At 71.3% G+C, this 13,464-nt stretch carries 11 protein-coding genes; 5 read left to right on the forward strand and 6 right to left on the reverse strand.

All coding sequences use genetic code 11. The features are described 5' to 3' along the window. The first annotated feature begins 104 nt into the window (after positions 1–104). A complete protein-coding gene (locus tag MQC88_RS07310) occupies positions 105–3,641 on the forward strand; it encodes a hybrid sensor histidine kinase/response regulator (protein WP_243320603.1) in 3,537 nt (1,178 codons plus the stop codon). A gap of 6 nt (positions 3,642–3,647) precedes the next feature. Here the strand turns inward: MQC88_RS07310 and MQC88_RS07315 are convergent, their stop codons facing one another. From MQC88_RS07315 to MQC88_RS07335, 5 genes are all read right to left on the reverse strand, one after another. Continuing rightward, on the reverse strand, positions 3,648–4,742 hold the full coding sequence (locus MQC88_RS07315) for a proline iminopeptidase-family hydrolase (RefSeq protein ID WP_243320606.1): 1,095 nt from the start codon (positions 4,740–4,742) through the stop codon (positions 3,648–3,650). Positions 4,743–4,814: 72 nt separating this feature from the next. Continuing rightward, entirely contained in the window at positions 4,815–5,909 is a 1,095-nt protein-coding gene (gene hemE, locus MQC88_RS07320; RefSeq protein ID WP_243320608.1) for a uroporphyrinogen decarboxylase, read from the reverse strand. A gap of 102 nt (positions 5,910–6,011) precedes the next feature. Further along, positions 6,012–6,272 (reverse strand): WGR domain-containing protein, encoded by a 261-nt coding sequence (locus tag MQC88_RS07325; RefSeq protein WP_243320610.1) that lies wholly within the window; start codon positions 6,270–6,272, stop codon positions 6,012–6,014. A gap of 41 nt (positions 6,273–6,313) precedes the next feature. Then, entirely contained in the window at positions 6,314–7,411 is a 1,098-nt protein-coding gene (gene aroB, locus MQC88_RS07330; protein WP_243320612.1) for a 3-dehydroquinate synthase, read from the reverse strand. Next, positions 7,408–7,998: a shikimate kinase gene (locus tag MQC88_RS07335; RefSeq protein WP_243320614.1), complete on the reverse strand. Its 591-nt coding sequence runs from the start codon at positions 7,996–7,998 to the stop codon at positions 7,408–7,410. Before MQC88_RS07335 ends, aroB begins: the two co-directional genes overlap by 4 nt. Before the next feature lie 108 nt (positions 7,999–8,106). Here MQC88_RS07335 and MQC88_RS07340 point away from each other — a divergent pair, with 108 nt between their 5' ends. Then, positions 8,107–8,310, forward strand: a complete 204-nt coding sequence (locus MQC88_RS07340) for a dodecin family protein (protein WP_243320616.1) — start codon at positions 8,107–8,109, stop codon at positions 8,308–8,310. Positions 8,311–8,415: 105 nt separating this feature from the next. After that, positions 8,416–10,077 carry an NAD+ synthase gene (locus MQC88_RS07345; RefSeq protein WP_243320617.1) on the forward strand — a complete coding sequence of 554 codons (1,662 nt, stop codon included), beginning with the start codon at positions 8,416–8,418 and terminating at the stop codon, positions 10,075–10,077. A 544-nt stretch (positions 10,078–10,621) separates the two neighbouring features. Here the strand turns inward: MQC88_RS07345 and MQC88_RS07350 are convergent. Continuing rightward, positions 10,622–11,479 (reverse strand): outer membrane protein assembly factor BamD, encoded by an 858-nt coding sequence (locus MQC88_RS07350; RefSeq protein WP_243320619.1) that lies wholly within the window; start codon positions 11,477–11,479, stop codon positions 10,622–10,624. Between the two features lie 115 nt (positions 11,480–11,594). On the opposite strand from MQC88_RS07350, the gene rluD reads away from it, so the two are divergent. Beyond that, positions 11,595–12,599, forward strand: coding sequence for a 23S rRNA pseudouridine(1911/1915/1917) synthase RluD (gene rluD, locus MQC88_RS07355; RefSeq protein WP_243320621.1), 1,005 nt, complete (start codon positions 11,595–11,597; stop codon positions 12,597–12,599). Further along, positions 12,596–13,333 carry a peptidoglycan editing factor PgeF gene (gene pgeF / locus MQC88_RS07360; protein ID WP_243320624.1) on the forward strand — a complete coding sequence of 246 codons (738 nt, stop codon included), beginning with the start codon at positions 12,596–12,598 and terminating at the stop codon, positions 13,331–13,333. The genes rluD and pgeF overlap by 4 nt, the downstream gene beginning before the upstream one ends. Positions 13,334–13,464 lie beyond the last annotated feature (131 nt).

The following is a 13,464-nucleotide window of genomic DNA, read 5'->3' on the forward strand; positions in this document are numbered from 1 at the left end:
TCGGGCGCGGCAGGCCTGCGGCCTGCTTGCGGGCACCGTGTGCGGTTGCGACCATGCCGGCGGGGACGTGCGCCGCGCAAGGCGGCTGCGAAAGGGGGAACGCCATGTCACGCATCGCATGGATGCTGTCGGGACTGCTGTGGCTGTGGGCTGCGCTGGCCTGCGCCGCGGTGCCGGAAACGCCGCGCTTCCGCCTGGTCGGCGTCGCCGAAGGCATGCCTTCGAGCAGTGTCAACGTGGTCGTGCGCGACCACGCCGGCTATGTCTGGCTGGCCACGCCGGACGGACTGGCACGCTACGACGGCGTCGGCTTCCGCATCTGGCGCAACATCCCGGGGGACGCCGATTCGCTGCCCGGCAACAACGTCCAGGCCCTGCATGTCGATGCGCAGGACCGGATCTGGATCGCCACCGAAGCCGGCGGCCTCAGCGTCCTCGATGCGCGCCGGCAGCACCTGCGCCATTACCGCATGGCCGATGATCCGCGCATCGGCAGCGACGACACCTGGGCCATCGTCAGCCGCGACGGCGTGGTGTGGTTCGGCACCTATGGCGGCGGCCTGCACCGCCTTGGCCGCGATGGCCGCATCACCCGCTACATGCCCGACGCCGGCGATCCGCGCAGCCTGCCTGCGGATACCGTGCTGACGCTGGCTTTCGATCCGCGAGGCAACCTGTGGGTCGGCACCACGCGCGGCATCGCGCGCTGGACCGGCAAGGACTTCGAGCGGATCGCGCTGCCGGGCAAGCGCCCGAATCCGATGGCGTTCTCGCTGACGGTCGATGGCGATGCGCTGTGGGCCGGCACCAGCACCGGGCCGTGGCGCCGCGGCGGCGACGGGCGCTGGGTGGCGCCGTCGTGGGCCCCGATGTTCGAACAGCCCAACGCGATGATGGCGTTGGCGCGCGACCGCGACGGGCAGTTCTGGATCGGTAGCCAGCGCGGCCTGTGGCGCACGCGCGCCGACGGCATCCCGGTGCCGGTGCACGAGAACGGGCCCGGCATCGACAAGGCAGTGGCGTCCCTGCTGCTGCAGCCCGATGGGGCGCTATGGGCGCCGATCCCGGGGATCGGCCTGGGCTACCTGCGCGCGGACTGGCGCCAGTTGGCGCAGTTCGCGCGCAGCGACGACGGCCTCAGCGGCGCGCTCTATCGCGGGGTCACGCCAGCGGTGCACGGCGGCGTCTGGCTGGCGAGCAACATCGGTGCGCCCGAGCGGCTGGCGGCGGACGGCAGCGTCGAACAACTGCCGACGGCGACGATCGAAGCCCTGCAGGCGACGAAGTTCGCGGCCATCGTCGAGGATCCGCGCGGCGTGCTGTGGGCCGGCGACCGCAACGTGCTGGTGCGCATCGACGGCGACGGCGGCATCCGCCGGTGGCAGGCCAACGACGCGATCGATCCGATCCTGCCCGGGGTCGACATCCTTCGGATCGCCCCCGACGGCAACCTGTGGGTGTCTTCCAGCGGCGGCGGCGTGCAGGAGCGCGACGGCAGCAGCGGCAAGGTGCTGCGCAACCTGCCGGCGGGCAGCCATGGCCTGGGCGGCGCCGACATCGAGGCGATGGTGTTCGCACCCGACGGCGCCTTGTGGATCGCGGGCGATCGCGGCGTCGCGTCCTGGCACGAAGAGCGCGATCGCTTCGAACCGGTTGCCGCGATGGGCGACGGCCGCGTGTACGCGCTGGCCTTCGACGGCAGTGGCGCGCTGTGGCTGTCGCGCATCACCGGCCTGGAGCAGTATCGGCGCGACCGCGGAGCCTGGCGGCGCAGCGCGGGCGTCGGTCCCGAGGTCGGCATTCCCGCGGTCGAAGCCGCGGGAATGGCGGTCGATCGCGAACATCGGGTCTGGCTGTCGACCACGCGCGGCCTGTTCCGCTGGGGTCCGGCTGCCCGCCACCTGCGCCGGTTCGGCGTCCAGGACGGGCTGAGCAGCCAGGAATTCGAGGCCCACAGCATCACGGTGACGGCTGCCGGCGTGCTCGCCGCCACCACCACCGACGGCGGCGTCGTGCTGGTCGATACCACCGCCCCGGACCCGGCGCCGGTACGCCCCGACCTGCGCATCGACCAGGTCGCGGTGCGCCGCGACGGCCTCTGGGAGCCCTTGCCCGCAGGCACGATCGAACTGCCGCCGCAGCTGCGCGAACTGCGCGTGCGCGCACGCCTGCTGGCATACGCCGATCCGCTCGCCAACCGTTATGCCAGCCTGCTGCAGGGCTACGACCGCAGCTGGGTTGGCCAGGACGCCAGCGGCGAACGCATCTTCAGCGGCCTGCAACCAGGCAACTACGTCCTGCGACTTCGGGCCCGCGATGCCGCCGGCAACTGGTCGCCGGAACAGCTGCTGCGCTGGCGCGTGCTGCCGCCATGGTGGCGCACGCCGTGGGCGCTGGCGGGACTGGCCGCGCTGGTTGCATTGCTGCTGTGGTGGGCCGCGGCCGCCTATCGCGAGCGCCTGAAGCAGCGTCATGCCCTGCAACTGATCGAACACGAACGCGAACTGGCCGAACAGGCATCGCTGGCCAAGACCCGGTTCCTCGCCACGCTCGGCCACGAGGTGCGCACGCCGATGACCGGCGTGCTGGGCATGAGCGAGCTGCTGCTGGGCACGCCCCTGGACGAACGCCAGCGCGGCTATACCGAATCCATCCGCCGCGCCGGCAACCACCTGCTGCGACTGGTCAACGATGCGCTCGACCTGGCGCGGATCGAGGCCGGCAAGCTGCAACTCGACCCGCAACCATTCGCCCTGGCCGCGCTGCTCGCCGACGTCGTTGCGCTGCAGGCGCCGCTGGCGCGGCAGAAGGGATTGCGTTTCCGGCAGCAGGTCGATCCGGGCGTTCCCGAGGTCCTGCTCGGCGATGCGTTGCGGATCAGGCAGATCCTGCTCAACCTGGTCGGCAATGCGATCAAGTTCACCGAGCATGGGGAAGTCGGGCTGGCGGTGACGACGCTGCCGGCGACTGCCGGCATCCGACTGGTCGTCAGCGATACCGGCCCGGGGCTCAGCGAGGAACAGAAATCGCGCTTGTTCCAGCGCTTCGAACAGGCCGAAGGCACGCGCACCACCGCGCGCCATGGCGGCAGCGGCCTGGGACTGGCGATCAGCCAGGAACTGGCCGCGGCGATGGGTGGCCGGATCGGCGTCGACAGCACGCCGGGCGATGGCGCCCGTTTTTCGCTCGAATTGCCGCTGCCGGCCGCCGCCGTCGTGAGCGCGGCAGCAAACGCGCCGGGGCCGGCGGCGGGAGTGGCGCGGGAGCTGGAACTGTTGCTGGTGGAAGACGACCCGACCGTGGCCGAAGTGATCGCCGGCCTGTTGCAGGCCCAGGGCCATCGCGTGGCCCATGCCCCGCACGCGCTGGCGGCACTGGGCGAAGCTGCGCGGGCGAATTTCGATGCCGCGCTGCTCGACCTCGACCTGCCGGGAATGGACGGCCTGGCACTGGCGCGGGCATTGCGTGCGCAGGGATTCGATGCGCCGCTGCTCGCGGTCACCGCGCGCGCCGACGCCGAGGCCGAACCGCAGGCGCGAGCGGCCGGCTTCGACGGCTTCCTGCGCAAGCCGCTGAGCGGCGCGATGCTGGCCGAGGCGATCGAACAGGCGTCCACCGCGGCGCTGCCGGCGGGGGCCTGAGGCGCGCTATTGCGCGGGTGTGCCCGGTTGGGTGGGCGATGCGGCCGCGTCGACGTCGTGCAGGAAGTCGATCACGCCCGCCATGTAGGTCGCCTGGTCGTCATACAACGCCATGTGGCCGCCGTTCGGGCAGTACAGGTAACGCCCGCCGGGCAACAGCTTCGACATCTTCTCCATGAACCCCGGATCCATGGTGTCGTGGCCGGCGCCGACCACCAGCGTGGGTACGGTGATGGCGTGCAGGTCGGCGGTGCGGTCCCAGTCGGCAAGGATGCCGCTGGCGCCCATTTCGCTCGGACCCTGCATCGGCACGTACACGGCCTTGTTGGTGTGCGCGAACGAGCGCAATGCCGGCTCCGGCCATCGCTCGCCCGGCATGCGCAGGACGTGTTCCTCGTAGAAGGGCTGCAGCAGCGCCTCGTAGCGCGGATCGTCGTACTGCCTGGCCGCCTCCAGCGCCAGGATCTGCTTGAGCTGGGCCTGGTCCATCGCCGGCATCAGCACGTCGTGCGCGTAGCGGTTGTAGGCGGGGATGCTCGACATCATGTTCGAGATCACCAGGCACTTGAGATGCTGCTGGTACTTGAGCGCGTACTCGATCGCGAGGATCCCGCCCCAGGAGTGCCCGAGCAGGCAGAAGTCGTCGCGGTCCAGGCGCAGCGCCTGCCGAACCTGCTCGACTTCGTCCACGTAGCGCGCGACCGACAGCAGCGGCGCCATGTCCCCGGGCTGGTCGCTGTAGGCCGAGCCGAGCTGGTCGTAGTAGTAGTACTCGATGCCGGCGCCGGGGAACCAGCTGTCGAAGGCCTCGAAGTATTCGTGGGTGGCGCCGGGGCCACCGTGCAGCAGCAGCACCTTGAGCGTCGGGTTGTTGCCGACGCGCTTGGTCCAGACGCGGAAGTCGCCGGAGGGCGTATGGATCGGGATCATGCGCACGCCGCCGGCGAGGATGTCGTCCCGGCCGGTATTGTCGAAGTACGACGCCGGCGGGGAGACGGCCTGCGACCGGGGTGCCGTGGCGGGGTCCGGTGGCGTTGCGGCCATCGCGTCCGCGGACAACAGCCCCAGCATCAGCAGGCAGCACGACAGGACCTTGCGCATGGCGGCTCTCCCGGGCGGAACCCGCGAAGGCTAACAGCTGGCGGGGGCGCCGGCGCAATCGCCGGGGGTGGCTCAGCTGCCCCGGCCGGAGAGCGCGTGCACCGCCTCGACCAGCACGGCGACGTGCTCGGGCGCCATGTCCGGCGACATGCCGTGGCCGAGGTTGAAGACATGGCCTTCGCGCGAGCCGCCGTTGCCTGCGGCATAGCCATCGAGCACGGCGCGCACCTGGGCACGGATCGCATCGGGCGAGCCGTACAGTACCGCCGGGTCGAGGTTGCCCTGCAGCGCGACCTTGCCCTGCAGCCGGCGCGCGGCTTCCCCGGCCTCGACCAGCCAGTCGACGCCGATGGCTTCGGCGCCGGAATCGGCCAGCGCCTCCAGGTGCGCGGCGTTGCCCTTGCCGAACAGGATCAGCGGCGTGCGCGCGTCGCCTTCGCCGCGCGGCAGTTCGCGCGCGATCCGGACCAGGTAGGGCAGCGAGAATTCGCGGTACATCGCCGGCGACAGCACTCCGCCCCAGGTGTCGAACACCTGCAACGCCTGCGCGCCGGCCGCGCGCTGCGCCGACAGGTAGGCGATGACGGCGTCGGTGTTGACCGAGAGCAACGCGTGCAGCGCCGCGGGATCGTTGAGCGCCATCGCCTTGATGCGCGCGAAATCCTTGCTGCCGCCGCCTTCGACCATGTAGCAGGACAGCGTCCAGGGGCTGCCTGAGAAGCCGATCAGCGGCACGCTTGCCACGCCGTTGCCGGCGTCCAGCTCGCGCCGGATCGTGCGTACCGCGTCCATGACGTAGCGCAGCTCGGTTTCCATGTCCGGCACGCCGAGCCTGGCGATGGCGGCGGCGTCGCGCACCGGGCGTTCGAACTTCGGGCCTTCGCCGTCGGCGAAGTAAAGGCCCAGCCCCATCGCGTCGGGGATGGTGAGGATGTCGGAGAACAGGATCGCGGCGTCGAGCGGGAAGCGACGCAGCGGTTGCAGGGTCACTTCGCAGGCCAGTTCCGGATTCTTCGCCATCGCCAGGAAACTGCCGGCACGGGCGCGGGTGGCGCGGTATTCGGGCAGGTAGCGGCCGGCCTGGCGCATCAGCCACACGGGGGTGCGGTCGACGGGTTGCCGGCGCAGCGCGCGCAGCAGGCGGTCGTTGGCGGGGGCATGGCTCATCGGCTGGATCCTTGGGCGGTCAGCCCGGGCGCGGCGGAGTATCCGCTGGCCCGGGAGCGGTCGGCGGCGGCTCCCTCGCTGCGCTCGGGAGCGCCGCCACGGTCATTTCGGATGGGGGGCTTCGGCGCCTTGCGCGAACATCAGCTGGAAGCCCTTCTTCAGTTGCAGGTCGCGGGCGTGCTCGAACGCGGCCTGGGCGCTGGCCTGGTCCAGGTACTGCTCGCGGCGCAGGGTGCTGCGGCCGCCGATCTGCCCGGTCTCGCGCACCAGCGTCCAGCCGCCCAGCAGGTCCGGCTCGAGCATCAGTTGCACGAAGCGCGGGGCTTCGCGGCCGTCGGGGCGTTGTTGCAGCAGCATGCGCATGGCCGGCCATTGTAGCCGGGGTGCGAGGCGCGGCCGCGCGGTCAGGCGGGGCGCAGCACGTCCAGCACGGCGTCGTCGGGCACGTCGGCGACCAGCCGCGCGGTCCCCGGCCGGTCCCAGAGGACGAAGCGCAGGCCGCCGGCGGCGGCCTTCTTGTCCATTCGCATGCGCGCCAGCAGGGCGTCGGCCGACAGCCCCGGCGGCATTGCGGTCGGCAGGCCGAAACGGTCAAGCAGCGCCTGCAGGCGCCCGGCGTCGGCGTCCGTCGCCAGCCCGAGCGTGGCCGACAGGCGCGCGGCCAGCAGCATCCCGGCGGCCACCGCCTCGCCATGGTTCATGACGTCGCCGCCGTACCCCTGTTCGGCCTCGATCGCGTGGGCGAAGGTGTGGCCGAAGTTGAGCAGGGCGCGCTCGCCGTGCTCCAGCGGATCACGGGCCACGATCGCGGCCTTGTGCGCGCAACTGCGGGCGACGGCCGGCGCCAGCACCGCGTCGTCTCGCGCAAGCAGCGCGTCGGCATGGGCGTCGAGCCAGTCGAGGAACCGCGCATCCATGATCGCGCCGTACTTGATGACCTCGGCGAACCCGGCGCGCAGTTCGCGCTCGGGCAGGGTGCGCAGCGTCGTGGTGTCGGCGAACACCGCGCGCGGCGGATGGAACGCGCCGACCAAGTTCTTGCCCTGCGCCAGGTCGATCGCGGTCTTGCCGCCGACCGAGGAATCGACCATCGCCAGCAACGTGGTCGGCAACTGCACGATGTCGATGCCGCGCATCCAGCAGGCGGCGGCGAACCCGGCGAGGTCGCCGACCACGCCGCCGCCCAGCGCCAGCACGCAGGCATCGCGCGTGGCGCCGAGGTCGGCGAGTTCGCGCAGCAACGCGGCGAAGCCGTCCAGCGATTTCGCGGTTTCCCCGGCGGCCACGCAGGCGACGACCACCTGGGCCGGCGTATGCGCATTCAATGCCGCCACCACCCGGGCCGCATACAGCGGCCCGACGTGGCTGTCGCTGACCAGCAGCACATGGCGGCCGCGCACGTGCGCGGCCAGCGCCGCGCCGTGGTCGAGCAGGCCCGGGCCGATACGGATCCGATAGGGCCGGGCGCCACCGACTTCGATCGTTTGCGACGCCGCGGTCATGCCGGGCCCTCGCCGCCGCGCGGATGCGCGGCCAGCGGCATCGCTGGCGCTGCGGCGGCGTCGCATTGCCAGCGTTCGCGCAGCAGGGACGCGAGCGCGCACGCGGCCTCGCTGGTGGCCAGGCCGTCGGTATCGAACGCAAGGTCGGCCACTTCGGCATACAGCGGCGCGCGCGCGCTGGCGAGCTGGCGCAGGACCTCCACGCGGTCGGCGCGCTGCAGCAATGGCCGCGTGCGGTCGCGTGCCAGCCGATCCACTTGCGCCTCGACACCGACCTGCAGCCAGACCACGAAGCCGCGCTCGCGCAACCGCCTGCGGTTGTCCGGATCGAGCACCGCGCCGCCGCCCGTGGCGATCAGCTGGCCGCTGCCGGCCAGCAATTGCGCCAGCGCCGCGCTCTCGCGGGCGCGGAAACCGGCTTCGCCCTCGCAGTCGAAGATGGTGCCGACGCTGGCGCCGGTGCGCAGCTCGATGTCGCGGTCGGCGTCGGCGAAACGCAGCCCGAACCGCTCGGCCAGGCGCTTGCCGATCGAACTCTTGCCGGCGCCCATGGGGCCGACCAGCACCAGGTTGGGGGCAGGGGTCATGGCGGCGATGCTAGCAGCGCCCCGGGGCGGCGTCCGGCTAGCGCCTGCTTAACAGAGCGGTCGCTAGGCTGGGGGCGGCGGATGTCCGTCGCTCCAGGGAGAAGGGCCATGTCGGTTGCCAAGATCATCGAGCTCAACGCCGCGTCCAAGACGAGCATGGAAGATGCGGTCAGGACGGGCTTGAAGAAGTGTGCGGAGTCGGTCAACAACATCAAGGGCGCCTGGGTCAACGAGATCAAGGTCGTCACCGACGACGGCGGCAATGTCACCGAGTGGCGGGTCAACCTGCGGGTTTCGTTCGTCGTCCAGTAAGGCCGATGCGGCGGCGGGGCGCCGCACCGCCCGCCACCACCCCTGGCACTGCCGCGCAAGTACACTGCGCGTCAGCGATGGCGCCGCCATCGCGCAGGAGCAGGCATGGCGTTGCGGATCGCGCTGGCGCAATTCGATTTCCCGGTCGGCGCGGTCGCGGACAACGCGGCGCGCATCATCGACCTGGTGGCGCAGGCGCGCGACGAGTTCGGCGCCGGCCTGGTGCTGTTCCCGGAACTGGCGCTGTCGGGCTACCCGCCCGAAGACCTGTTGTTGCGGCCCGCGTTCCTGTCCGACTGCGAGGCCGCGCTGCAACGCATCGCCGCCGCCACCCACGGCATCGTCGCGGTGGTCGGCTGGCCGCAGGCGGCCGGCGCGGTGGTCTACAACGCCGCCAGCGTGCTGCGCGAAGGCCGCGTGGAGGCCACCTACCGCAAGCGCGAGCTGCCAAATTACGCGGTGTTCGACGAGCGCCGGTATTTCGACGTCGATCCCGATGGCGGCGCCTGCGTGTTCGAGGTCGAAGGCGTGCGCGTGGGCGTGCTGGTGTGCGAGGACCTGTGGTTCCCCGAGCCGCTGGAGCAGGCCGCCGCGGCGGGCGCGCAGCTGGTGCTGGTGCCCAACGCCTCGCCGTTCGAACGCGACAAGCACGCGCAACGCGATGCCCTGCTGGCGCAGCGGGTGGCCGAAACCCAGGTCGATGGCCGGGGCGTCGCGCTGGCCTACCTCAACATGGTGGGCGGCCAGGATGCGCTCGTATTCGACGGCGCATCGGTGCTCGCCGACGGCGACGGCATCGTGCACCCGGCGGCCGCGGCCTTCCTCGACGACTGGCTGGTCGCGGACTTCGACCCGCAGTCGCGCCGCTTCGAGGCGGTGCGCTGGACGGTGGACGGCGACGAGAGCCGCGATGCCTTGGCGTGGCGCGCGGTGGTGCGCGGAACCCGCGACTACTGCCGCAAGAACGGCTTCGAAAAAGCCTGGCTGGGCCTGTCCGGCGGCATCGATTCTGCGCTGGTGCTGGCGATCGCGGTCGACGCGCTGGGCGCCGACAACGTCACCGCGGTGCGGATGCCATCGCGCTACACGGCCGGCCTGTCCAACGACCTCGCCGTCGCGCAATGCGCGGCGCTTGGCGTGCGCCTGCTGGAACTGCCGATCGAGGCGCCGTTCCAGGGCTACCTCGACACCCTGGCCGCGACCTTTGCCGGCAAGCCGGTCGACACCACCGAGGAAAACCTGCAGTCGCGCACCCGCGGCGCGCTGCTGATGGCCTTGTCCAACAAGTTCGGCGGCCTGCTGCTGACCACCGGAAACAAGAGCGAGTACGCGGTCGGCTACGCCACTATCTACGGCGACATGTGCGGCGGTTTCGCACCGATCAAGGACCTGTACAAGACCGAGGTGTTCGCGCTGGCGCGCTGGCGCAACACCGTCGGCGGCAGCGCGCCCCATGGCGGCCAGGTGATCCCCGAGGCGGTGATCGAGCGGCCGCCATCGGCGGAATTGCGCGAGAACCAGACCGACCAGGACTCGCTGCCGCCCTACGACGTGCTCGACGCGATCCTGATGCGGCACGTGGACCAGGAGCAGTCGCGCGGGGAGATCGTCGCCGCCGGGTTCGATGCGGCCATCGTCGACAAGGTGCTTCGGCTGGTGCGCACCAGCGAATGGAAGCGTCACCAGGCCGCGCCGGGGCCGAAGGTGTCGCGGCGCGCATTCGGGCGCGAGCGGCGCTACCCGATCAGCAACGGCTATCGCGGATAGTTGCCGGCAGGGAGCCAGGCCCTGGCCTTCGGCTGTTCGCGCGGCGAATACTTCGAAGAGCAGCCTCTGGGCCGCTCCGTGGAAGGGGTCCCGGTAGCGGGACCGGCGCGCTGCGACTTGGCGGCACACACCTTTTACTACCCTTTGAGTGTGCGGATATTTCGTGGAGGAAGCCGGCGGCCCGCTATTCGCGGGACACGCCGCAAGTACATCCATGTAGGCTCATCGGCGACATCCATGTCGCCGAAGGTCCCGCGAATAGCGGGCCACCGGCTTCAGCACGGTTGCTCGGCGCTTGAAGAGCAAGAACGGCCGGAACCCTGGCCTCCAAGCTCGCCAGTCGCCGCCCGGCGGGCTGGGGGTGCGGAGAGTGGACCATGGATGGTCCACGACCCGACTTGAAGACAGGATGTCGTCAGGAGGGCACAGCACCCCCAGGCCGTCGGGCGGTGACTCCGGCCGAAGCCGACGTCCGGAGACTGAACTGCGCGCAAACAAAAACACCGCCCTTGGGCGGCGTTTTCGGTGGCAGCCGGCGTTTCGCCTACTCGTGGTCCAGCGCCGACTTGTCGCCGGCGAAGGGGTTGAGCCGGCGCAGCGACGAGGGATAGTCCGGCCAGTCGCCGCTCAGCCACGGGTGCTGCGGATCGTTCTGCTGCAGCACGCGCCGGGCGTCGGCGGCCAGGGCGGTGTTGCCGAGCTGGGTGTAGGCCTCGCCGAGAGTGGCGACCGCGTCGTTCTGGTACTGCGTCTGCGGATAGGTCTCCAGCATGTACTTGGCGCGGTCCGCCGCTGCAACCCAGGCGCCGCGGCGCATGTAGTACAGCGCGACGTCCAGTTCGTGCCGCGCGAACAGGTTGCGCAGCGCGACCATGCGCTGGCGCGCGTCGGCCGCGTAGCGGCTGTTCGGATAGCGCTCGGTGACGATCTTGAAATCGTTGTAGGCCTGCTGCGGCGTCGCCAGGTCGCGGCGGCTGGCGTCCAGGGTCCAGACCTTCTGCAGGAACACGGTGTCGCGGTTGGAGTTCACCAGGCCGCGCAGGTAGTACATGTAGACCGTGTTGCGATGGGTCGGGTAGGTACGGATGAAGCGGTCGATGGTCGAGATCGCATCGTCGTTCTTGCCCGACTTGTACTGCGCATAGGCGGTTTCGACCAGCGCCTGCTCGGTATAGGGCCCGTACGGGTATTGCGCGACCAGGCGCTTGTAGATCGTCAGCGCGCTGCTCCAGTCGCCGTCCATGACCTGCTCGTGGCCCTTCTGGTAGAGCTCGGCGACCGGCACGCCTTCGTTGGCGTCGCCATCCTTGAACATGCCCTTGAGGCGGGCGCAGCCGGAGGTGCCGAGCACGGCCACGAGCAGCAGCAGCAGCACGGGGCGCAGGAATGAACGTGGGGTCATGGGACGGGACTGAAGGCGCCGGGGGCACGAAGGACGGATAATAGCAGCGCCGCCGTGGCCCGCACCGCCCCGGATCGCCGCCACCCCTTCCCCGACGCCCGCAGGCCCGCGCCACATGCCCCACGACCACCCCGACCCCGAGCACGCAGACCAAGCCGAGCCGCGTCGCGCCGTGGTTCCGCAGGCGTCCGCGGGGCGCCGCTTCGACGCGGTGCTGGCGGAGCTGTTCCCTGAATTCTCGCGTTCGCGGCTGGCGGCCTGGATCAAGTCCGGGGACGTGCTGCTCGACGGCCAACCGTTGCGCCCGCGCGACCTGGTCCGTGGCGGCGAGGAAGTCGTGCTCGCGGCGGTGCTGGAAACCCAGACCCATGCGCAGGCGGAGGACATCCCGCTCCAGATGCTGCACGAGGACGCCGACGTGTACGTGCTCGACAAGCCGGCCGGGCTGGTGGTGCACCCGGGCGCCGGCAACCCGACCGGCACCCTGGTCAATGCGCTGCTGCACCGCGACCCCACGCTGGCGACGCTGCCACGCGCCGGGATCGTGCATCGTCTCGACAAGGACACGTCCGGCGTCATGGTGGTCGCACGCACGCTGCCGGCGCACACCGCGCTGGTGGCGCAGCTGTCGGCGCGCGCGGTGCACCGGCAGTACCTCGCCGTGGTGGTCGGCGCGCTGGTCAGCGGCGGCACCGCGAGCACGGCGATCGACCGCCACCCGCGCGACCGCATCCGCATGGCGGTGCGCGAAAACGGCCGCGACGCCGTCACCCACTACCGGCTGCGCGAACGCTTCCGTGCGCATACCGCACTGGAGTGCCGCCTGGAAACCGGCCGCACCCACCAGATCCGGGTGCACATGGCGCACCTCAAGCATCCGATCGTGGGCGACCCGCTGTATGGCGGGCCGCTGAAGCTGCCGCGTGCCGCCTCCGACGAGTTGATCGCGGTGCTGCGCGGCTTCAAGCGCCAGGCCCTGCACGCCGAGACGCTGGAATTCACCCACCCCACCAGCGGCGAACCCTTGCGCGTGAGCGCGCCGCTGCCGGCGGACATGCAACGGCTATTGCGGGCGCTGCGCGAGGACGCCGCGGCGCACGCGGAGAGTGGGCGCCGGTGAGCGCGATCCTGGCCGCCGACTGGCCGGCGCCGCCGGGCGTGGCCGCGTTCACGACCCTGCGCCATGGCGCCGGCGTGTCGGCGGCGCCGTTCGACCGGTTCAACCTCGGCACGCGCTGCGGCGACGTCGCCGAAGACGTCGCCGGCAACCGCGCGGAACTGTTGCAACGCTTCGGGCTGCCGTCGCCGCCGCGCTGGTTGCGGCAGGTGCACGGCACCACGGTCGCGATCGAACCCGGAACCGACGAACCCGAAGCCGACGCCGCGGTCACGCGAATGCCCGGCACGGTGCTGGCGATCCTCACGGCCGACTGCCTGCCGGTGGTGCTCGCGAGCGACGATGGCGGCGAAGTCGCCGTGGCGCACGCGGGCTGGCGCGGCCTGCATGCCGGTGTGCTGGAATCCACCGCCGCTGCGATGGAGGCCGCGGCCGGGCGCATCGTGGCCTGGCTTGGCCCGGCGGCAGGACCGCGGGCCTACGAGGTCGGCGACGAGGTCTTCAGTGCTTTCGTCGACCGCGATCCACGCGCAGCGGGCGCCTTCGCGGCGACCCGGCCCGGGCACTGGCGGGCCGACCTGTACGCACTGGCGCGGCAGCGCCTGGCCGATGCCGGCGTGACCCGCGTCCACGGCGGCGGCCTGTGCACCATCAGCGATCCGCAGCGCTTCTTTTCGCATCGCCGCGACCAGCGCGGCGGGCGCATGGCGACCCTGGCCTGGCAGCGCCCGGCGTAGGTCTCTGGATCCGGGTGTCGGTGGCGATCCAGTTGGTTTCCCGGGTCTTGCCGCCGTCGTCGGAAAACGCCTGCTCGAACCGCATGCTGTTCTCGTCGACCCCGCCGTTCGCGCCAAACTGCACGGGGGCG

It is taken from the genome of Cognatiluteimonas sedimenti, from assembly GCF_022808325.1.
Lineage (GTDB): Bacteria > Pseudomonadota > Gammaproteobacteria > Xanthomonadales > Xanthomonadaceae > Cognatiluteimonas > Cognatiluteimonas sedimenti.